The following is a 20,985-nucleotide window of genomic DNA, read 5'->3' on the forward strand; positions in this document are numbered from 1 at the left end:
AAGTCTGCTAGGGGATTTTTGCATTTCAGGAAGTTGAAGGCTGACTGTAAGCGCGTCATAATATAGTGGAGTGAAATAAGATGTGAAGAAATAGATTAGGAAATTCAAATTAATTTCTAGGAATATTTTAGTATGCACAATGTAGTATTCTAGATTCAATATGATATATTTTAGGAGTCATGGTGTACTATTATGGTTTCAATATACTATAATTTCTAAAAATATTTTCAAAGCCAAAGTGTACTACTACTGTTTCAATTTTTAATATGTTTCGTTATTATATGATTTTAAAGCCGTCATATTGACATACAATTTAATTTTTACTATAATTCTTGCAGGAGGATACGTCTAATGAAAATAATAAAAAAATTGATGCAAATCGCATTAGCAGTCTTTTTCTTTGGTTTGCTAGCGACAAGTGCAGTATTAGCGGATGATGCTGATTCAGAAGGCTGGCAATTTGTTCAAGAAAATGGTAGAACCTACTACAAGAAGGGGGAACTCAAAGAAACCTACTGGCGAGTGATTGATGGCAAGACCTATTATTTTGATTATAATGGTGAAATGGTTGTTGGTTGGCAGTACATTCCAATGCCAGTTAAAGGATATACAATTGGTCCTTACCCTAATGGTATAAGATTAGAAGGTTCCCCAATGCCAGAATGGTACTACTTTGACAAAAATGGAGTGCTACAAGAGTTTGTTGGTTGGAAAGCATTAGAGGTTAAAACTAAAGACAGTGTTGGAAGAAAGTATGGGGAAAAACGTACAAACCCGGAAGATAAAGAAGAGAAGAGTTTTTACACGAACTATTACTTTAATCAAAATCATTCTTTAGAGACAGGTTGGCTTTATGACCAGTCTAATTGGTATTATCTAGCTAAAACGGAAATTAATGGAGAAAACTATATTGGTGGTGAAAGACGTGCAGGTTGGATAAATGATGGTTCAGCTTGGTACTATCTAGATTCAGAAACTGGTATCATGCAAACTGGTTGGAAGCAAATTGGCAATAAGTGGTACTACCTCCGTTCATCAGGAGCTATGACAACTGGCTGGTATCAGGAAGGCTTAACTTGGTACTATTTAGATGCTGAAAATGGCGATATGAAAACAGGCTGGCAATATCTTGGTAACAAGTGGTACTATCTCCGTTCATCAGGAGCCATGGCAACTGGTTGGGTGAAAGATGGTTCAACTTGGTACTACCTAAATGCAAGTAATGGAGATATGAAGACAGGTTGGACCAAAGTAAATGGAAACTGGTATTATCTCAATTCAAATGGAGCAATGGTTACAGGTAGCCAGACTATCGATGGTAAAGTTTATAATTTCGCCTCATCTGGTGAGTGGATTTAATATTGGAGGACATATAAATGAAACTTTTTAAAAAAACTATGCAAGTTGGACTAACAGCATTTTTCTTTGGTTTGCTAGCTACTAATACTGTATTTGCGGATACCACAGGTGGCCAATTTGTTGATAAGGATAATAGAAAATATTATGTAAAAGATGATCATAAAGCAATTTATTGGCATAAAATAGACGGTAAAATTTATTATTTTGGTGATAAAGGAGAAATGGTAGTTGGATGGCAATACTTAGAAATTCCTGGAACAGGTTATCGTGATAATTTATTAGATAACCAACCAATTAATGAAATTGGACTCCAACAAAAATGGTATTATTTTAGCTCAGATGGAGCTTTGCTAGAACAAACAGATAAACAAGTACTAGAGGCAAAAACGTCTGAAAATACAGGAAAAGTATATGGTGAACAATATACTTCATCTCCTGAAAAGAGAACTTATTATTTTGATAATCATTATGCTGTAAAGACAGGCTGGGTTTATGAAGACGGCAATTGGTATTATTTAAATAAGCTAGGAAATTTTGGCGATGATTCTTACAATCCACTACCAATTGGTGAAGTTGCTAAGGGTTGGACTCAAGATTTTCATGTTACTATTGACATTGATAGAAGCAAACCTGCTCCATGGTATTACCTAGACCCAGAAACTGGTATTATGCGAACAGGATGGCAATATCTAGGTAATAACTGGTACTACCTCCGTTCATCAGGAGCCATGGCAACTGGCTGGTATCAGGAAGGTAGCACTTGGTATTATTTAGACCAGCCAAATGGTGATATGAAAACAGGTTGGCAATACCTTGGTAACAAGTGGTACTACCTCCGTTCATCAGGAGCCATGGCAACTGGCTGGTATCAAGAAGACTCAACTTGGTACTATTTAGATGCTGAAAATGGTGATATGAAAACGGGCTGGCAATACTTTGGTAACAAGTGGTACTATCTCCGTTCATCAGGAGCAATGGCAACTGGCTGGTTCCAGGTCGGTAGTAAATGGTACTATGCTTATAGCTCAGGTGCTTTAGCAGTGAATACCACTGTAGAAGGCTATTCTGTCAATTATAATGGCGAATGGATTCAATAATGAAAGAGGCGATTGTAAAGGAAACAATCGCTTTTTTTGTGAAAATATAATAAAATAGATAGGAGAGAATAAATACTTGTAGGAAAAAATAATACTCTTCGAAAATCAAATTCAAACCACGTCAGCGTCGCCTTACCGTACTCAAGTACAGCCTGCGGCTAGCTTCCTAGTTTGCTTTTTGATTTTCATTGAGTATGAGACGGCTTTTTCGTCTAGTAAAAGGAAAATATGACAAAAAAACTTGGTGTCGGTCAGGCGCATAGTAAGATTATTTTAATAGGGGAGCATGCGGTCGTTTATGGTTATCCTGCTATTTCCTTACCTCTTTTGGGGGTGGAGGTGACTTGTAAGGTGGTTCCTGCAGCGAGTCCTTGGCGCCTCTATGAGGAGGATACCTTGTCTATGGCAGTTTATGCTTCGCTGGAGTATTTGGATATCACAGAAGCCTGCATTCGCTGTGAGATTGACTCGGCTATCCCTGAAAAACGGGGAATGGGTTCGTCAGCGGCTATCAGCATAGCGGCCATTCGTGCGGTATTTGACTATTATGGTGCTGATCTGCCTCATGATGTACTAGAAATCTTGGTCAATCGGGCTGAGATGATTGCCCATATGAATCCAAGTGGTTTGGATGCTAAGACCTGTCTCAGTGACCAACCTATTCGCTTTATCAAGAATGTAGGATTTACAGAGCTTGAGATGGATCTATCCGCCTATTTAGTCATTGCTGATACGGGTGTTTATGGTCACACTCGTGAAGCCATCCAAGTGGTTCAAAGTAAGGGGAAAGATGCCCTACCGTTTTTGCATGACTTGGGAGAATTGACCCAGCAGGCAGAGGATGCGATTTCACAAAAAGATACTGAAGGACTGGGACAAATACTCAGTCAAGCGCATTTACATTTAAAAGAAATTGGTGTTAGTAGTCCTGAGTCAGACTCTCTGGTCGAAACGGCTCTTAGCCATGGTGCTCTGGGTGCCAAGATGAGCGGTGGTGGGCTAGGAGGCTGTATCATAGCTTTGGCAACCAATTTGCCACACGCACAAGAATTAGCAGAAAGATTAGAAGAGAAAGGAGCTGTTCAGACATGGATCGAGAGCCTGTAACAGTACGTTCCTACGCAAATATTGCTATTATCAAATATTGGGGAAAGAAAAAAGAAAAAGAGATGGTACCTGCTACTAGCAGTATTTCTCTGACTTTGGAAAATATGTACACAGAGACGACTTTGTCGCCTTTACCGACGAATGCGATTGCCGATGCCTTTTATATCAATGGTCAGCTACAAAATGAGGCGGAGCATGCTAAGATGAGTAAGATTATTGACCGTTATCGTCCAGATGGTGAGGGCTTTGTCCGTATTGATACTCAGAACAATATGCCTACCGCGGCGGGTCTGTCCTCAAGTTCTAGCGGTTTGTCCGCCCTGGTCAAGGCTTGTAATGCTTATTTCAAGCTTGGTTTGAATCGGAGCCAGTTGGCGCAGGAGGCTAAGTTTGCCTCAGGATCTTCTTCTCGGAGTTTTTATGGACCGCTAGGTGCCTGGGATAAGGATAGTGGGGAAATTTACCCTGTAGAGACAGACTTGAAATTAGCTATGATTATGTTGGTGCTAGAAGACAAGAAAAAACCAATTTCTAGCCGTGACGGTATGAAACTTTGTGTGGAAACTTCGACGACATTTGATGACTGGGTGCGCCAGTCTGAGAAAGATTATCAGGATATGCTGGTTTACCTCAAAGAAAATGACTTTGCCAAGGTTGGGGAACTAACAGAGAAAAATGCCCTTGCTATGCACGCTACGACAAAAACTGCTAGTCCAGCCTTTTCATATCTGACAGATGCATCTTATGAAGCCATGGACTTTGTTCGCCAGCTCCGTGAGCAAGGAGAGGCCTGCTACTTTACCATGGATGCTGGTCCCAATGTCAAAGTTCTTTGTCAAGAGAAAGACTTGGAGCATTTATCTGGAATCTTCAGTCAGCGTTATCGCTTGATTGTATCAAAAACAAAGGATTTGAGCCAAGATGATTGCTGTTAAAACTTGCGGAAAGCTCTATTGGGCAGGTGAATATGCTATTCTAGAGCCAGGACAGTTAGCCTTGATAAAGGCTATTCCTATCTATATGAGGGCTGAGATTGTTTTTTCTGACAGCTACCGTATCTATTCGGATATGTTTGATTTTGCAGTGGACTTGACACCAAATCCTGACTACAGCTTGATTCAAGAAACGATTGCTTTAGTGGAAGATTTCCTGACTTATCGAGGTCAGGATTTAAGACCCTTTTCTCTAGAGATTCGAGGAAAAATGGAACGGGAAGGGAAAAAGTTTGGTCTGGGTTCTAGTGGCAGCATCGTTGTCTTGGTGATTAAGGCCCTACTGGCTCTATATGATATTACGGTTGATCAGGATTTATTATTCAAGCTGGCTAGCGCGGTCTTGCTCAAGCGAGGAGACAATGGCTCTATGGGAGACCTTGCCTGTATCGTGGCAGAGGATTTGGTTCTCTACCAGTCATTTGATCGCCAGAAGGTGGCTGCTTGGTTGGAAGAAGAAAACTTGGTGATAGTTTTGGAGCGTGATTGGGGATTTTCAATCTCACACGTACAACCTGCCCTAGAATGTGATTTCCTAGTAGGATGGACCAAGGAAGTGGCCGTATCTAGTGATATGGTCAAGCAAATCAAGCAAAACATCAATCAGAATTTTTTAACTTCCTCAAAAGAAATGGTAGCTACTTTGGTAGAAGCCTTGGAGCAAGGAAAAGCCGAAAAAGTTATCGAGCAAGTAGAAGTAGCCAGTCAACTTTTAGAAGACTTGAGCTCAGATATTTACACACCTTCGCTCAGACAACTGAAAGAAGCCAGTCAAGATTTGCAAGCTGTTGCCAAGAGTAGTGGCGCTGGTGGTGGTGACTGTGGGATTGCTTTGAGTTTTGATGCGCAATCAACTGAAACCTTAAAAAATCGTTGGGCCGATCTGGGGATTGAGCTCTTATACCAAGAAAGGATAGGACATGACGACAAATCGTAAGGACGAGCATATCCGCTATGCCCTTGAACAGAAAAGTTCCTATAATAGCTTTGATGAGGTGGAGTTGATTCATTCTTCCTTGCCTCTTTACGACCTGGATGAGATTGATTTGTCTACAGAGTTTGCAGGTCGAAAGTGGGATTTTCCTTTTTATATCAATGCCATGACAGGTGGAAGTGATAAAGGACGAGAAATCAATCAAAAACTAGCTCAGGTGGCGGAAGCCTGTGGGATTTTGTTTGTGACGGGTTCTTATAGCGCAGCCCTCAAGGATCCTACAGATGATTCATTTTCTGTCAAGTCTAGTCATCCAAATCTCCTTCTTGGAACCAATATTGGATTGGACAAGCCTGTCGAGTTAGGTCTTCAGACTGTAGAAGAGATGAGTCCTCTTCTCCTACAAGTGCATGTCAATGTCATGCAGGAATTACTCATGCCAGAGGGAGAAAGAAAGTTTCGAAGCTGGCAATCGCATCTGGCAGACTATAGCAAGCAAATCCCCGTTCCTATTGTCCTAAAGGAAGTGGGCTTTGGGATGGATGTAAAGACCATTGAAAGAGCCTATGAACTAGGGGTTCGAACTGTCGACCTATCAGGTCGTGGTGGAACTAGCTTTGCTTATATCGAAAACCGTCGCAGTGGTCAACGTGGCTACCTCAATCAATGGGGCCAGTCCACTATGCAAGCCCTTCTCAATGCCAAAGACTGGAAAGATAAGGTTCAACTCTTGGTCAGTGGTGGCGTTCGCAATCCGCTGGATATGATTAAGTGTCTGGTCTTTGGTGCCAAGGCTGTGGGACTGTCTCGAACAGTTCTGGAATTGGTTGAAACCTATTCAGTCGAAGAGGTGATTGGCATTGTCCAAAGCTGGAAAGCAGATTTGCGTTTGATTATGTGTGCCCTTAATTGTGCTACCGTAGCAGATTTGCAAAGCGTAGACTATATTCTTTACGGCAAACTAAAAGAAGCAAATGATCAGATGAAAAAGGCGTAACCACCGCCTTTTTTCCATCTTCAGACCGAGGTGACTTTTTTGAATTGTGATAAAATAGAAGGAAGAGGATACATGTATGAGAAAATTTAAAATCTTTTTATTTATCGAAGCCTGTCTTTTGACGGGAGCTCTGATTTTGATGGTATCAGAGCATTTTTCGCGTTTTCTGCTGATTCTATTCCTCTTTTTACTTTTGATTCGCTATTACACTGGTAAAGAGGGGAATAACCTTCTGTTAGTGGTGGCAACCATTCTCTTCTTTTTCATCGTCATGCTCAATCCCTTTGTGATTCTAGCGATTTTTGTTGCGGTCATATACAGTCTCTTTCTTCTTTATCCGATGATGAATCAGGAAAAAGAGCAGACAAATTTGGTGTTTGAAGAGGTGGTGACGGTTAAGAAGGAGAAAAATCGTTGGTTTGGGAATCTCCATCATTTTTCAAGCTACCAGACTTGCCAGTTTGATGATATCAATCTCTTTCGTCTTATGGGCAAGGACACCATTCATCTGGAGAGGGTCATCCTAACCAATCATGATAATGTTATTATCCTCAGAAAGATGGTAGGAACAACTAAAATCATTGTACCTGTAGATGTGGAAGTCAGTCTCAGTGTTAATTGTCTTTATGGGGATTTGACTTTTTTCAATCATCCCAAGCGAGCCCTCCGCAATGAACACTATCATCAGGAAACAAGAGACTATCTCAAGAGTAACAAGAGCATCAAGATTCTCTTGACCACTATGATTGGGGATGTGGAGGTGGTCAGAGGATGAAAAAACAAGCTTATATAATCATTGCCCTCACCTCTGTCCTATTTGTCTCATTTCTCTCCCACAGCTTGCTGGAAATCCTTGATTTTGACTGGTCTCTTTTCCTGCATGATGTCGAAAAAACAGAAAAATTTGTCTTTTTGTTGTTGGTTTTCAGCATGTCCATGACCTGTCTCTTAGCCCTGTTTTGGCGAGGTGTGGAAGAGCTTTTTCTAAGAAAAATGCAGGCCAATCTCAAGCGTTTATTGGCAGGGCAAGAAGTGGTTCAGGTTTCAGATCCAGATTTGGACGCCAGTTTCAAGTCCTTGTCAGGAAAACTTAACCTCTTGACAGAGGCTCTTCAAAAGGCTGAAAATTACAGTCTTGCTAAGGAAGAGGAAATCATCGAAAAGGAACGGAAGCGGATTGCTCGGGATTTGCACGATACAGTCAGTCAGGAGTTGTTTGCAGCTCACATGATTTTATCAGGTGTCAGTCAGCAGGCTTTGAAACTGGATAGAGAAAAGATGCAGACCCAGTTGCAGAGTGTCACAGCCATCCTTGAAACAGCCCAAAAGGACTTGAGAGTCTTGCTCTTGCATTTGAGACCAGTTGAACTGGAGCAGAAGAGTCTGGTTGAGGGAATTCAAATCCTCTTAAAAGAGCTTGAGGACAAGAGTGATCTAAAGGTTAGTTTCAAGCAAAATGTGACGAAATTGCCCAAGAAGATTGAGGAGCATATTTTCCGAATCTTGCAGGAGTTGATTAGCAATACTCTCCGCCATGCCCAGGCCTCTTGTCTGGATGTCTATCTCTATCAGACGAATGTTGAATTGCAACTGAAGGTGGTGGACAATGGGATTGGTTTCCAGTTGGGGAGTTTAGATGACTTGAGTTATGGACTCCGTAATATCAAGGAGCGGGTTGAAGATATGGCAGGTACGGTTCAGTTATTAACAGCTCCCAAGCAAGGGCTGGCAGTTGATATCCGCATTCCCTTGCTCGATAAGGAATGATAAAGGAGTAAAGATGAGAATTTTACTAGTAGATGACCATGAAATGGTCCGCTTGGGCTTGAAAAGCTACTTTGACCTCCAAGATGATGTAGAAGTTGTGGGTGAGGCATCCAATGGGGCTCAAGGCATTGACTTGGCTTTGGAATTACGTCCAGATGTCATTGTCATGGATATTGTCATGCCTGAAATGAATGGAATTGAGGCGACCTTGGCCATCCTCAAAGAATGGCCTGAAGCCAAGATTTTGATTGTGACTTCGTACTTGGACAATGAAAAAATCATGCCCGTCTTAGATGCAGGTGCTCGTGGCTATATGCTTAAGACTTCTAGTGCAGACGAATTACTCCATGCCGTCCGTAAGGTGGCTGCTGGAGAGTTGGCCATTGAGCAAGAGGTCAGCAAAAAAGTCGAATACCACCGCAATCACATAGAACTACATGAGGACCTGACTGCTCGTGAGCGAGATGTACTCAAACTCATCGCCAAGGGCTACGAAAATCAGCGCATCGCAGATGAACTTTTTATCTCTCTCAAGACGGTCAAGACGCACGTGTCTAACATTCTTGCCAAACTTGAAGTCAGCGATCGTACCCAGGCGGCTGTCTATGCCTTTCAGCACCACTTGGTAGGGCATGAGGACTTTTAGATGAGTCTAACAGATTTACTTGAGGAGTTAGAAGCAGCAAAAAATCCTAAAAAAGCAGGGCCTATGGAGACCTATATGCGCCATTAATTTTCCTTTCTAGGCGTTGCGGCGCCAGAAAGAAATAAACTCTATAAAAAATACTTTCCAGAAGAGAAAAAAACAAAGATTATCGATTGGGATTTTGTAGATACTTGCTGGGAAAAAGAGTCTAGAGAATACCAGTATGTGGCTGCCAATTATTTGAAAGCCATGCAGTCTTATCTGAAGGACAGCGATTTGCCTAAGCTAGAGCAGTTGGTTGTTACCAAGTCTTGGTGGGATACGGTGGATATCCTAGATCGAGTAGTAGGGAGTTTGGTGTATGAGAAGCAGGAACTGGAAAAAATAATCCTCCAATGGAGCCTGTCAGACAATATCTGGTTGAGACGCGTCGCTATTGACCACCAGTTGTTAAGAAAAGAGAAGACCAATGTTCAATTACTGGAAAAGATTCTGTTTCATAATTTGAATCAAACAGAATTCTTTATCAATAAAGCCATTGGCTGGGCTCTGAGAGACTACTCCAAAACGAATCCAGCTTGGGTAGCATGCTTCATTGAGAAAAACAAGGAAAGAATGGCTGAACTTAGTATCAAAGAAGCGAGCAAGTACCTCTCCCATCATTGAAAAGCACATTCATTACTTGAAAAAAGTCGCTCATTTATGTTATAATAGACTGTATTTAAAAAATTTTAAGGAGAAATGACAGAATGTCTGTATCATTTGAAAACAAAGAAACAAACCGTGGTGTCTTGACTTTCACTATCTCTCAAGACCAAATCAAACCAGAATTGGACCGTGTCTTCAACTCAGTGAAGAAATCTCTTAATGTTCCAGGTTTCCGTAAAGGTCACCTTCCACGCCCTATCTTCGACAAAAAATTTGGTGAAGAATCACTTTACCAAGACGTTATGAACGCTCTTTTGCCAAACGCTTATGAAGCAGCTGTAAAAGAAGCTGGTCTTGAAGTCGTTGCTCAACCAAAAATTGATGTAACTTCAATGGAAAAAGGTCAAGACTGGGTTATCACTGCTGAAGTTGTGACAAAACCTGAAGTAAAATTGGGTGACTACAAAAACCTTGAAGTATCAGTAGATGTTGAAAAAGAAGTAACTGACGCTGATGTTGAAGAGCGTATCGAACGTGAACGCAACAACTTGGCTGAATTGGTTATCAAGGAAGCTGCTGCTGAAAACGGCGACACTGTTGTCATCGACTTCGTTGGTTCTATCGACGGTGTTGAATTTGATGGAGGAAAAGGTGAAAACTTCTCACTTGGACTTGGTTCAGGTCAATTCATCCCTGGTTTCGAAGATCAATTGGTAGGTCACTCAGCTGGCGAAACTGTTGACGTTATCGTAACATTCCCAGAAGACTACCAAGCAGAAGATCTTGCAGGTAAAGAAGCTAAATTCGTGACAACTATCCACGAAGTAAAAGCTAAAGAAGTTCCAGCTCTTGACGATGAGCTTGCAAAAGACATCGACGAAGAAGTTGAAACACTTGCTGAATTGAAAGAAAAATATCGTAACGAATTGGCTGCTGCTAAAGAAGAAGCTTACAAAGATGCAGTTGAAGGTGCAGCAATTGATAAAGCTGTAGAAAACGCTGAAATCGTAGAACTTCCAGAAGAAATGATTCATGAAGAAGTTCACCGCTCAGTAAACGAATTCCTTGGAAACTTGCAACGTCAAGGTATCAACCCTGACATGTACTTCCAAATCACTGGAACTACTCAAGAAGACCTTCACAATCAATACCAAGCAGAAGCTGAGTCACGTACTAAGACTAACCTTGTTATCGAAGCAGTTGCCAAAGCTGAAGGATTTGATGCTTCAGAAGAAGAAATCCAAAAAGAAGTTGAGCAATTGGCAGCAGACTACAACATGGAAGTTGCTCAAGTACAAAGCTTGCTTTCAGCTGATATGTTGAAACACGACATCACAATCAAAAAAGCTGTTGAATTGATTACAAGCACAGCAACAGTTAAATAATCATAATAAACAAAAATCCCACCTGATTAGGTGGGATTTCTTATGCACTATTTTCCAAAAATCTCTTTGAGGTCTGCGTCTGTAATCCCAATCATGGCGGGGATGCTGTCCCAGTTTTCTTCGGTCAGGATGTAGAATTGTTCAGATGCACTTGATGTGGCAGTTTCTGAGACAGTTTGTTGCTTTTCTTCAACATTCTCCAATAAATCACTGAAGCGTTCAATTAGATAGGTTTTTCGGGCAGTTCCGATGTGTTGGGTGGCATAATCGAAGGCCTGTAATTCACCTAGTAAGATAAGCTTGCTTTTGGCGCGTGTAATGGCTGTATAGATGAGATTGCGCTCCAGCATACGCCTACTAGCACTAGTAATCGGTAGGATGACAACAGGGAACTCACTTCCCTGAGACTTATGGATACTCATGGCATAGGCCAAACGAATCTTGTACCATTCGTTACGTGGGTAAGAGACTTCGTTACCGTCAAAATCAATGACAATCTCGTCTTGCTTCGATTCGGTATATTTACCAGGGATCAGATCTGTGATAGCTCCCAAATCTCCGTTAAAGACATTGATTTCAGCATCGTTGACCAAGTGAATGACCTTGTCGCCCTTACGATAGTGGCATTGGGGAGCCTCAAAACTGAGTTGATCTTTTTGTGATGGGTTAAGGAGGTTTTGCATGAGCTGGTTGATGGCATCAATCCCTGCCGTCCCTCGGTACATGGGAGCCAGAACTTGGATATCACGGGCAGGGATACCACTTCTGAGGGCGGCACCTAAGATCTTTTCAATGGTGGCAGGAATATGGCCACTAGCGATTTCAAAGTAGGAACGGTCAGCTTTTTTCTGGGTGAAATCAGCTGGCAAGATGCCCTGTCGAATCTGACTAGCTAGGGTGACGATGGTTGATTCTTCGCTTTGCCGGTAAATTTTTTCCAAGCGAGTCTGAGGAATCAAAGGAATATGAAGCAGATCCGCTAGAACCTGTCCAGGACTGACAGAAGGCAACTGGTCGCTGTCACCTACGATGAGGATTTTGCTGTTAGAAGAGATGTTGGAGAAGAGTTGATTGGCCAGCCAAGTATCCACCATAGAAAATTCATCTACGATGATAAAGTCAGCATCCAGATAATCTTCCAGATGACTGGTATCATCGTCGCCTGTCATTCCCAAGTGGCGGTGTATAGTAGCGCTAGGCAAACCTGTCAATTCATTCATGCGCCGAGCGGCTCGTCCAGTTGGAGCAGCAAGAAGAATCGGTAGGTTGCTTTTTTTCCTGAGGTCAAGTCCTTCTAAAAGGGCATAAACAGCGATGATCCCATTGATAACCGTTGTCTTACCAGTACCTGGGCCACCTGTCAGAATAAAGACCTTGTTTTGGATAGCATCACAGATAGCTTGTTTTTGAATGTTATCATACTCAATTCCCAGCTCTTCCTCGACAGTAGTGATATGTTTTTGAATGGTTTCTAAATCATGACTCTTCTGTTTTCCTTTTTCAAGGATACGAACCAAGTGACTGCGGATACCTTCCTCAGCGAAAAAGAGGCTGTTGTCAAAAATCTTGGTATCAACTTGCTGAACCTTGTCTTCTTCAATCAGGTAGGAGAGTTCTTGGGCCACTTGACTGGGATCCAGTTCCACGGGGCGAGAAGATTCAAGGAGAGTAAGAGTTTGTTCTAGCAAATCCCGTGCTTCAACATAGGTGTCCCCTGTTTCCATACAGGCCTGAAAAAGACTATGAACTAGACCGGCACGGAAGCGCTCGGGAGCCTGACTTTCGATGCCTAGTTCTTCCGCTAATTGGTCAGCAATAGTAAATCCCAAACCCTTGATATCCTCAACCAATTGGTAGGGATAATTTTCAACCACATCAAGGGTTTCTTCCTTGTAAAAGTCTTGAATCTGAAAGGCTAGTTTGTTGGGAATGCCGTAGTTGGCTAGTTTGGCCAAAACCATCTCTGTTCCGTAGTTGAGACGGAGAGTAGAAACGAAAGCCTCTCGATTTTTGGCAGAGAGTCCTGCGATGCCTTCTAGCTTTTCCGGGTGTTGCAGAATTTCGTCAATGGTATTGTCGCCATAGGTATCCACGATTTTCTGAGCTGTTTTGAGACCAATTCCCTTGAAATGGCTACTCGAAAAGTACTTAACTAGCCCCTTGCTAGTTGGTTTTGCTCGTTCATACCGGCTGATTTGCAGTTGCTCCCCATACTTGGAGTGCTGGACAATTTGCCCCCAAAAGGTATAGTCTTCTCCCTCAATCACGTCAGCCATGGTACCCGTGACAATGATTTCAAAATCATCAAAATCTTCTGCGTCCGTATCTTCGATTTCTAGGAGGAGGATGCGATAAAAATTGCTGGGATTTTCAAAAATAATCCGTTCAATGGTTCCTGAAAAATAAACTTCCATAAGATTCCTTTGCATAAATAGGTGAGAGTTAATACTCTTCGAAAATCTCTTCAAACCACGTCAGCTTCCATCTGCAACCTCAAAACACTGTTTTGAGCAACCTGCGGCTAGCTTCCTAGTTTGCTCTTTGATTTTCATTGAGTATAACTTTGTTTCTATCTTAATCAAACTGGATAGTGAATAATCATATTCTCACGATAGAAGAAGAGGCTGAGATTCTTGATTCTCGGCCTCTTAGGTCTCTTAAAATGTTCCGATACGGGTGATTGGCCAGAAGCGGAATTTAGCTTCCCCTGTGATATCTTTTGCTTTGAAGGTACCTACGTGGCGGCTGTCGCTCGAAACCAAGCGGTCGTCTCCGAGGAGAAGGTATTCTCCTTCTGGAACTGTAAAGCTAAAGTTGGTATTGTAGTTGACATCGACTGTGAAGGCTTGAGCCTTTTGAGCGATACTTCTAAAGAAAGTTCCTTTATTTCCTTCAAAGCCCTTGCCTGAGTAAGTGCTTTGGAGTTTGTCATCCTTGAAACGTTTGATGTAGTCAGCTAGGTAAGGCTCATCCGTCTCTTTATCATTGATGTAAAGTTTATCGTTTTCGTAACGGATGGTGTCGCCAGGCATTCCGATGACACGTTTGACGATGTCCTTATTGCCATCTTCCTCATGGGCCACCACGATATCAAAACGGTCAATAGGGAGGTGTTTGACAACAAAGAGAATTTCGCCATCCGCTAGGGTAGGATCCATGGAATGCCCTTCTACGCGGACATTACTCCAAAAAAAGATACGACTTAAAGCTAGTAATGATAGAATCAGGAGGAACAATCCCCACTCTTTTAGGAAATTTTTAAATGAATTCATAACTTACCTTTCTAAGCGTTTTTTCGCTTTTTCAGTATTTTTAAAGTGCAATTTGGCGCAGAAATTGAGTCCCTGCATACCATAGGCTTGTAAAATCTGGCTAGCCACCTTGTCAGAAGCCGTTCCAGCTCCACTTGGAAGTTGATAGCCCAGTTCTCGTCCCAGATTTTCAAGATTTTCCAGAAAGAGATCACGCGCAATGACAGAAGAAACTGCGACAGCCAAGTATTTGCCCTCAGCCTTTTCTTCTAAGCTGATAGGATTGCTGAAACGATTGGCCTCTTGTGCCAAGTACTTGTCATAATTTTTAGCACTGGTAAAGGCATCAATCACAATTTTCTCAGGCTGAAGTCCTTTTTGAAGGAGGAGATAGATAGCCTGATTATGGAGGGCAACCTTAACCGAAACAGCATTGTAGCGGTCTCCAATGACCTCGTTGTACTTGCTTGGTGAGAGAAGCAGTGCTTGGTGCTGGATTTTTTCCTTGAGAATGGGAGCAATCTGACGAATCTTTTGGTCTGTCAGAGTCTTAGAATCCCCCACACCGAGTTTTCGCAAGAAGGCATGCTGGTCAGGTGTGACAAAGGAAGCCACAACTGCAAGCCCACCAAAGTAGGAACCATTCCCTACCTCATCTGTCCCAATCAAATGGAGATTTTGTCCCGTGTTTTCCTCTACAACCTCATAGCCAAAGAAACTAGCATATTTTTCAGCTCCTTCACCCTGAAGCAAGACCTTTCCAGAAGTATAGATAGAAACCGTTGCTTGAGGTAGTCGCAAAAAGTAGCGAATATAGGGATTCTTGCTGGGAGCCAGACTGGTTTGATAGTGTTCAAGAAAAGCCTGAATCTCCTTTTCGCTTGGTGTGAGTGTTATACTTGCCATAGTTTCTATTGTACCACAAAAGCAGGCAAATTTGTAAAAACTGACAAAATTAGCGAATTTTGGTATAATATCGTGAGGTGAATTTTATGGCAAATCTAAATCGATTCAAATTTACATTCGGGAAAAAATCATTAACCTTGACAAGCGAGCATGATAACCTTTTTATGGAGGAAATCGCCAAGGTTGCGACAGAAAAATACCAAGCAATTAAAGAACAAATGCCTAGTGCAGATGATGAAACAATCGCTCTTTTGTTGGCGGTCAACTGTTTATCGACTCAGCTCAGCCGTGAGATTGAATTTGATGATAAGGAGCAAGAATTAGAAGAACTCCGTCACAAGCTTGTGACTTGCAAGCAAGAACAGAGCAAGATTGAGGATTCCTTATGATTTCACTCCTTCTTCTATTGGTCTTGGCTTGGGGATTTTATATCGGTTATCGGAGAGGCCTGCTCTTACAGGTTTATTACCTGATTTCAGCTATGGCATCGGCTTTTGTGGCTGGCCAGTTTTATAAGGGACTTGGTGAGCAATTTCATTTGTTGGTCCCTTATGCAAATCCGCAGGAAGGTCAGGGAACTTTCTTTTTCCCATCGGATCAACTCTTTCAGTTAGATAAGGTCTTTTATGCAGGTATCGGCTACTTGCTTGTATTTGGGATTGTCTATAGCATCGGTCGTTTGCTTGGTCTTCTTTTACACTTACTTCCTAGTAAAAAACTGGGTGGTAAGTTGTTCCAAGTTTCAGCAGGTATCTTGTCCATGTTGGTGACCTTATTTGTCTTGCAAATGGCCTTGACAATCTTGGCGACCATCCCCATGGCAGCTATACAAAATCCTCTTGAAAAGAGTATCGTCGCAAAACACATCATCCAGAGCATACCAGTAACAACCAGTTGGCTCAAACAAATCTGGGTGACAAATTTAATCGGATAAAAAGGGCAGGAGTTTTCCTAGCCCTTTGTTTACAGATTGACTCGAATCTATCAGAATGTAAAAAGCTAATACTCTTCGAAAATCTCTTCAAACCACATCAGCTTCCATCTGCAACCTCAAAACACTGTTTTGAGCAACCTGCGGCTAGCTTCCTAGTTTGCTCTTTGATTTTCATTGAGTATACCACACCTAGACATTCAAAGACAAGGAAATAAAGATGAATAAGAAAATATTAGAAACATTAGAGTTCAATAAGGTCAAAGCCTTGTTTGAACCCCATTTGTTGACTGAGCAGGGCTTGGAGCAATTGAGACAGCTTGCTCCAACTGCCAAAGCGGATAAAATCAAACAGGCTTTTGCTGAAATGAAGGAAATGCAGGCTCTCTTTGTCGAGCAACCGCATTTTACCATTCTTGCAACTAAAGAAATCGCAGGAGTTTGCAAGCGGTTGGAGATGGGAGCGGATCTCAATATCGAGGAGTTCCTCCTCTTGAAGCGCGTACTTCTTGCCAGCCGAGAACTGCAAAGTTTTTATGCCAATCTGGAAAATGTTAGCTTGGAAGAATTAGCCCTTTGGTTTGAGAAATTACATGATTTTCCGCAATTACAAGGAAATCTCCAAGCCTTTAATGATGCAGGTTTCATTGAAAATTTTGCCAGTGAAGAATTGGCGCGTATCCGTCGAAAAATCCATGATAGCGAGAGTCAGGTACGCGATGTTTTACAGGATCTGCTCAAACAAAAAGCCCAGATGTTGACAGAAGGAATCGTTGCCAGCAGAAATGGGCGTCAGGTTTTACCTGTCAAAAACACCTACCGCAATAAGATTGCTGGTGTCGTTCATGATATTTCTGCTAGTGGAAATACCGTCTATATCGAACCCCGTGAGGTGGTCAAACTGAGCGAAGGAATTGCCAGTTTGCGAGCAGATGAGCGCTATGAAATGCTTCGCATTCTCCAAGAAATTTCTGAGCGTGTTCGCCCTCATGCGGCTGAGATTGCCAATGATGCTTGGATTATCGGCCATCTAGACTTGATTCGTGCCAAGGTCCGCTTTATCCAAGAAAGACAAGCAGTCGTACCTCTGCTGTCAGAAAATCAAGAGATTCAACTGCTCCATGTCTGCCATCCTTTGGTCAAAAATGCCGTCGCAAATGATGTCCATTTTGGTCAAGATTTAACAGCGATTGTCATTACAGGTCCCAATACAGGTGGGAAGACTATAATGCTTAAAACTCTGGGCTTGACACAGGTTATGGCTCAGTCAGGTTTGCCGATTTTAGCTGATAAGGGAAGTCGTGTGGGTGTTTTTGAAGAAATCTTTGCCGATATTGGAGATGAGCAGTCTATTGAGCAGAGCTTGTCTACCTTCTCTAGCCACATGACTAATATCGTGGATATTCTTGGCAAGGTTAATCAACATTCACTCTTACTCTTGGATGAGTTGGGGGCTGGTACAGATCCTCAAGAAGGAGCTGCCCTTGCCATGGCTATTTTGGAGGACCTTCGTCTGCGTCAAGTCAAGACCATGGCTACAACCCACTATCCAGAGCTCAAGGCCTATGGTATTGAGACAGCCTTTGTGCAAAATGCTAGCATGGAGTTTGATACTGCAACTCTTCGCCCAACCTATCGCTTTATGCAGGGTGTTCCTGGCCGAAGCAATGCCTTTGAAATTGCCAAACGTCTAGGCCTATCTGAAGTTATCGTAGGGGATGCCAGTCAGCAGGTCGACCAGGATAATGATGTCAACCGGATTATTGAGCAACTGGAAGAGCAGACGCTAGAGAGTCGCAAACGCTTGGACAATATCCGTGAGGTGGAGCAAGAAAATCTCAAGATGAACCGTGCTCTCAAAAAACTTTACAACGAACTCAATCGTGAAAAGGAAACCGAGCTTAATAAGGCGCGTGAACAAGCTAGTGAGATTGTAGACATGGCCCTAAGTGAAAGTGACCAGATTCTCAAGAATCTCCATAGTAAATCTCAACTCAAACCCCATGAAATCATTGAAGCCAAGACCAAGTTGAAAAAATTGGCTCCTGAAAAAGTAGATTTGTCTAAAAACAAGGTCCTTCAAAAGGCCAAGAAAAAACGAGCTCCAAAGGTGGGAGATGATATCGTGGTTCTCAGTTATGGACAGCGTGGTACCTTGACCAGTCAACTTAAGGATGGTCGCTGGGAAGCACAAGTCGGTTTAATCAAGATGACCTTGGAAGAAAAAGAATTTGACCTCGTTCAAGCCCAGCAAGAAAAGCAGGTCAAGAAGAAACAGGTCAATGTTGTGAAACGAACTTCTGGTCGAGGACCTCAAGCCAGACTGGACCTTCGAGGCAAGCGCTATGAAGAGGCTATGAATGAGCTAGATGCCTTTATCGACCAAGCCCTGCTTAACAATATGGCCCAAGTCGATATCATCCATGGTATCGGAACAGGTGTCATCCGTGAAGGTGTCACCAAATACCTACAAAGAAACAAACATGTCAAGAGTTTCGGCTATGCCCCACAAAATGCTGGAGGCAGTGGTGCAACTATTGTGACCTTTAAAGGATAGAAGTATTTCGGAATTCATAAAGTAAAAACTGTTGAATTAAGTTTTACTAATAAACACATTGACAAAAGCCAACATTTTTTGTAAAATAAGAATCAATTAAATACCAACACCGAATGAAGTTTAATAGAAGTGGCGAATCGTTTGATTTTCCATGACTGTAAATGGACGGAACTCTGGAGAGACCGTAAAGGCACCGAAGGGGCAAGGCAGGCAACTGCTCAAACTCTCAGGTAAAAGGACAGAGCTAGGATAGACCGCTTTTTGGCATTTATCTAAGCATTCCAGAGTACATGTATCTTGCATGTGCTCTTTCTTTTGGGGTTGAAAAGATAGGAGAAGGAAATGTTAGAATTGCTTAAATCAATCGATGCTTTTGCTTGGGGCCCACCCCTCTTGATTCTCTTGGTCGGAACAGGGATTTACCTAACTGCCCGTTTAGGACTTTTGCAGGTTTTGCGTCTCTCTAAGGCCTTCCAGCTTATTTTTACTAAGGACAAGGGGCATGGCGATGTATCCAGCTTTGCGGCCTTATGTACAGCCTTGGCAGCGACAGTTGGTACGGGAAATATTATCGGAGTCGCGACGGCTATCAAGGTCGGTGGCCCAGGAGCTCTCTTTTGGATGTGGATGGCTGCTTTCTTTGGGATGGCTACCAAGTATGCGGAAGGACTCTTGGCTATCAAATACCGTACCAAGGATGACCATGGTGCAGTGGCGGGAGGTCCCATGCACTATATCCTTCTAGGTATGGGAGAAAAGTGGCGACCACTTGCCATCTTCTTTGCCCTAGCAGGTGTTCTAGTAGCTTTGTTGGGGATTGGGACTTTCACCCAAGTCAACTCAATTACAGAATCTATCCAAAATACAACGACTATTTCGCCAGCTATCACGGTTCTTGTGTTGTCTGTATTTGTAGCGATTGCTGTCTTTGGTGGACTCAAGTCCATTTCAAAGGTTTCAACTACTGTTGTTCCTTTTATGGCTATTATTTATATTTTGGGAACTCTTACAGTCATTTTCTTTAATATCGAGAAAATCCCTGCTACAATCGCTTTAATCTTGACATCCGCTTTTAGTCCTGTTGCTGCGGTAGGTGGATTTGCTGGCACTAGCATTCGGATGGCTATTCAAAATGGTGTGGCGCGTGGTGTGTTCTCAAACGAATCTGGTCTGGGTTCTGCTCCCATTGCAGCTGCGGCTGCTAAGACAAATGAACCAGTAGAGCAAGGTTTGATTTCCATGACAGGAACCTTTATTGATACCCTCATCATTTGTACTCTGACTGGTTTGACCATCTTGGTAACTGGTGTTTGGAGTGGCGACTTAAATGGGGTTGCCTTGACTCAGTCAGCCTTCTCAACAGTCTTTTCACACTTTGGACCTGCCCTCTTGACCATCTTCCTTGTGCTCTTTGCATTTACGACAATTCTAGGTTGGAACTACTACGGGGAACGTTGTTTTGAGTTCCTATTTGGGGTTCGCTTTATCTGGCTTTACCGTGTGGTCTTTGTGCTCATGGTCTTGTTGGGAGGATTTATCGAGTTGGATATGGTTTGGATTATCGCAGATATCGTTAACGCCTTGATGGCTCTACCAAACTTGATTGCCCTCTTAGTCTTATCGCCAGTCGTCATTGCTGAGACTAAAAATTATTTTGATAAATAATGAAATCACACAGCTCGTGTGATTTTTTTTGCTTTCATAAAAAATTTCTATCGGTGCAATTTAAAATATATATTATACACGGTATAGAATCTGTGATAGACTAGATTTCAACAAAATGAAAAGAGGTTTTATGATGACAACATTTACCATCCATACAGTAGAATCAGCACCAGCAGAAGTGAAAGAGGTTCTAGAAACAGTAGAAAAAGATAACAATGGCTATATTCCCAATCTAATCGGTCTCTTGGCTAATGCACCGACTGCTTTAGAGGCTTACCGTACTGTCGGAGCTATCAACCGTCGAAACAGCCTAACACCCGTTGAGCGCGAAGTGGTGCAAATCACGGCAGCTGTAACTAATGGTTGTGCCTTCTGCGTCGCAGGTCACACAGCTTTTTCCATCAAACAAATCCAGATGAATGATGACCTTCTTCAAGCCCTTCGCAATCGTACTCCAATTGAAACGGATCCTAAATTGGACACCCTAGCTAAATTTACCTTGGCAGTTATCAATACCAAGGGTCGTGTAGGAGATGAAGCCTTAGCTGAGTTTTTAGAAGCTGGCTACACTCAACAAAATGCCTTGGATGTGATTCTTGGAGTCAGCCTAGCAAGCCTCTGTAACTATGCCAATAATCTAGCCAATACACCAATTAATCCAGAATTGCAACCTTATGCTTAATTAATATCTGAGTAAAAAATGAAGTCTGAAATGAATGGACTTCATTTTTTAAGTCCTCATT

At 42.3% G+C, this 20,985-nt stretch carries 18 protein-coding genes, 1 pseudogene and 1 riboswitch; of the genes and pseudogenes, 16 read left to right on the forward strand and 3 right to left on the reverse strand.

Features of this window, described 5'->3' with window-relative positions; genetic code table 11:
- Positions 1–351: 351 nt before the first annotated feature.
- The 11 genes and pseudogenes from cbpJ (at position 352) to tig (ending at position 10,932) form a co-directional block, all read left to right on the forward strand.
- Positions 352–1,359 carry a choline-binding protein CbpJ gene (cbpJ, locus tag ACORHU_RS01830; protein ID WP_004245130.1) on the forward strand — a complete coding sequence of 336 codons (1,008 nt, stop codon included), beginning with the start codon at positions 352–354 and terminating at the stop codon, positions 1,357–1,359.
- 17 nt (positions 1,360–1,376) lie between these two features.
- Positions 1,377–2,456: a choline-binding protein CbpC gene (gene cbpC / locus ACORHU_RS01835; protein ID WP_434364638.1), complete on the forward strand. Its 1,080-nt coding sequence runs from the start codon at positions 1,377–1,379 to the stop codon at positions 2,454–2,456.
- A 228-nt stretch (positions 2,457–2,684) separates the two neighbouring features.
- Positions 2,685–3,563 carry a mevalonate kinase gene (gene mvk, locus ACORHU_RS01840; RefSeq protein WP_434364639.1) on the forward strand — a complete coding sequence of 293 codons (879 nt, stop codon included), beginning with the start codon at positions 2,685–2,687 and terminating at the stop codon, positions 3,561–3,563.
- Positions 3,545–4,498 carry a diphosphomevalonate decarboxylase gene (gene mvaD, locus ACORHU_RS01845; protein ID WP_261443377.1) on the forward strand — a complete coding sequence of 318 codons (954 nt, stop codon included), beginning with the start codon at positions 3,545–3,547 and terminating at the stop codon, positions 4,496–4,498. The genes mvk and mvaD overlap by 19 nt, the downstream gene beginning before the upstream one ends.
- A complete protein-coding gene (locus ACORHU_RS01850; RefSeq protein WP_414339602.1) occupies positions 4,485–5,492 on the forward strand; it encodes a phosphomevalonate kinase in 1,008 nt (335 codons plus the stop codon). The genes mvaD and ACORHU_RS01850 overlap by 14 nt, the downstream gene beginning before the upstream one ends.
- Positions 5,476–6,486, forward strand: coding sequence for a type 2 isopentenyl-diphosphate Delta-isomerase (gene fni, locus ACORHU_RS01855; protein WP_261443380.1), 1,011 nt, complete (start codon positions 5,476–5,478; stop codon positions 6,484–6,486). The genes ACORHU_RS01850 and fni overlap by 17 nt, the downstream gene beginning before the upstream one ends.
- Positions 6,487–6,562: 76 nt before the next feature.
- Positions 6,563–7,261, forward strand: coding sequence for a cell wall-active antibiotics response protein LiaF (gene liaF, locus ACORHU_RS01860; protein WP_173268195.1), 699 nt, complete (start codon positions 6,563–6,565; stop codon positions 7,259–7,261).
- Complete coding sequence (locus ACORHU_RS01865; RefSeq protein WP_261443381.1) at positions 7,258–8,253, forward strand: sensor histidine kinase; 996 nt, start codon at positions 7,258–7,260, stop codon at positions 8,251–8,253. The genes liaF and ACORHU_RS01865 overlap by 4 nt, the downstream gene beginning before the upstream one ends.
- 13 nt (positions 8,254–8,266) lie before the next feature.
- On the forward strand, positions 8,267–8,899 hold the full coding sequence (locus ACORHU_RS01870; RefSeq protein ID WP_434364640.1) for a response regulator: 633 nt from the start codon (positions 8,267–8,269) through the stop codon (positions 8,897–8,899).
- Positions 8,900–9,565: pseudogene (locus ACORHU_RS01875) on the forward strand (DNA alkylation repair protein).
- Positions 9,566–9,648: 83 nt separating this feature from the next.
- On the forward strand, positions 9,649–10,932 hold the full coding sequence (gene tig, locus ACORHU_RS01880) for a trigger factor (RefSeq protein ID WP_000116491.1): 1,284 nt from the start codon (positions 9,649–9,651) through the stop codon (positions 10,930–10,932).
- Positions 10,933–10,979: 47 nt separating this feature from the next.
- Here tig and recD2 read toward each other — a convergent pair whose 3' ends face one another.
- From recD2 to rnhC, 3 genes are all read right to left on the reverse strand, one after another.
- Complete coding sequence (recD2, locus tag ACORHU_RS01885) at positions 10,980–13,346, reverse strand: SF1B family DNA helicase RecD2 (protein WP_434364641.1); 2,367 nt, start codon at positions 13,344–13,346, stop codon at positions 10,980–10,982.
- Between the two features lie 243 nt (positions 13,347–13,589).
- Positions 13,590–14,204 (reverse strand): signal peptidase I, encoded by a 615-nt coding sequence (gene lepB / locus ACORHU_RS01890; protein ID WP_001083986.1) that lies wholly within the window; start codon positions 14,202–14,204, stop codon positions 13,590–13,592.
- Between the two features lie 3 nt (positions 14,205–14,207).
- Entirely contained in the window at positions 14,208–15,089 is an 882-nt protein-coding gene (gene rnhC / locus ACORHU_RS01895) for a ribonuclease HIII (RefSeq protein ID WP_434364642.1), read from the reverse strand.
- A gap of 86 nt (positions 15,090–15,175) precedes the next feature.
- On the opposite strand from rnhC, the gene zapA reads away from it, so the two are divergent.
- From zapA to ACORHU_RS01920, 5 genes are all read left to right on the forward strand, one after another.
- On the forward strand, positions 15,176–15,478 hold the full coding sequence (gene zapA, locus ACORHU_RS01900) for a cell division protein ZapA (protein ID WP_000002019.1): 303 nt from the start codon (positions 15,176–15,178) through the stop codon (positions 15,476–15,478).
- Positions 15,475–16,023, forward strand: a complete 549-nt coding sequence (locus tag ACORHU_RS01905; protein WP_004262935.1) for a CvpA family protein — start codon at positions 15,475–15,477, stop codon at positions 16,021–16,023. Before zapA ends, ACORHU_RS01905 begins: the two co-directional genes overlap by 4 nt.
- 217 nt (positions 16,024–16,240) lie before the next feature.
- A complete protein-coding gene (locus ACORHU_RS01910) occupies positions 16,241–18,577 on the forward strand; it encodes an endonuclease MutS2 (RefSeq protein ID WP_414511756.1) in 2,337 nt (778 codons plus the stop codon).
- A gap of 163 nt (positions 18,578–18,740) precedes the next feature.
- Positions 18,741–18,829: riboswitch (glycine riboswitch) on the forward strand.
- A 90-nt stretch (positions 18,830–18,919) separates the two neighbouring features.
- On the forward strand, positions 18,920–20,242 hold the full coding sequence (locus ACORHU_RS01915; protein ID WP_434364643.1) for an alanine/glycine:cation symporter family protein: 1,323 nt from the start codon (positions 18,920–18,922) through the stop codon (positions 20,240–20,242).
- Between the two features lie 133 nt (positions 20,243–20,375).
- Positions 20,376–20,924 (forward strand): carboxymuconolactone decarboxylase family protein, encoded by a 549-nt coding sequence (locus ACORHU_RS01920; RefSeq protein ID WP_025171378.1) that lies wholly within the window; start codon positions 20,376–20,378, stop codon positions 20,922–20,924.
- Positions 20,925–20,985 lie beyond the last annotated feature (61 nt).

The organism is Streptococcus sp. KHUD_015 (assembly GCF_051106265.1).
Classification (GTDB): Bacteria; Bacillota; Bacilli; order Lactobacillales; family Streptococcaceae; genus Streptococcus.

Coding starts and splice junctions, on each gene's coding strand:
- ACORHU_RS01865 (WP_261443381.1), top strand. CDS start 7,258: ATGAAAAAACAAGCTTATATAATCATTGCCCTCACCTCTGTCCTATTT.
- ACORHU_RS01905 (WP_004262935.1), top strand. CDS start 15,475: ATGATTTCACTCCTTCTTCTATTGGTCTTGGCTTGGGGATTTTATATC.
- ACORHU_RS01920 (WP_025171378.1), top strand. CDS start 20,376: ATGACAACATTTACCATCCATACAGTAGAATCAGCACCAGCAGAAGTG.
- recD2 (WP_434364641.1), bottom strand. CDS start 13,346: ATGGAAGTTTATTTTTCAGGAACCATTGAACGGATTATTTTTGAAAAT.
- cbpJ (WP_004245130.1), top strand. CDS start 352: ATGAAAATAATAAAAAAATTGATGCAAATCGCATTAGCAGTCTTTTTC.
- ACORHU_RS01915 (WP_434364643.1), top strand. CDS start 18,920: ATGTTAGAATTGCTTAAATCAATCGATGCTTTTGCTTGGGGCCCACCC.
- ACORHU_RS01910 (WP_414511756.1), top strand. CDS start 16,241: ATGAATAAGAAAATATTAGAAACATTAGAGTTCAATAAGGTCAAAGCC.
- zapA (WP_000002019.1), top strand. CDS start 15,176: ATGGCAAATCTAAATCGATTCAAATTTACATTCGGGAAAAAATCATTA.
- fni (WP_261443380.1), top strand. CDS start 5,476: ATGACGACAAATCGTAAGGACGAGCATATCCGCTATGCCCTTGAACAG.
- tig (WP_000116491.1), top strand. CDS start 9,649: ATGTCTGTATCATTTGAAAACAAAGAAACAAACCGTGGTGTCTTGACT.
- liaF (WP_173268195.1), top strand. CDS start 6,563: ATGAGAAAATTTAAAATCTTTTTATTTATCGAAGCCTGTCTTTTGACG.
- mvk (WP_434364639.1), top strand. CDS start 2,685: ATGACAAAAAAACTTGGTGTCGGTCAGGCGCATAGTAAGATTATTTTA.
- mvaD (WP_261443377.1), top strand. CDS start 3,545: ATGGATCGAGAGCCTGTAACAGTACGTTCCTACGCAAATATTGCTATT.
- ACORHU_RS01870 (WP_434364640.1), top strand. CDS start 8,267: ATGAGAATTTTACTAGTAGATGACCATGAAATGGTCCGCTTGGGCTTG.
- rnhC (WP_434364642.1), bottom strand. CDS start 15,089: ATGGCAAGTATAACACTCACACCAAGCGAAAAGGAGATTCAGGCTTTT.
- lepB (WP_001083986.1), bottom strand. CDS start 14,204: ATGAATTCATTTAAAAATTTCCTAAAAGAGTGGGGATTGTTCCTCCTG.
- ACORHU_RS01850 (WP_414339602.1), top strand. CDS start 4,485: ATGATTGCTGTTAAAACTTGCGGAAAGCTCTATTGGGCAGGTGAATAT.
- cbpC (WP_434364638.1), top strand. CDS start 1,377: ATGAAACTTTTTAAAAAAACTATGCAAGTTGGACTAACAGCATTTTTC.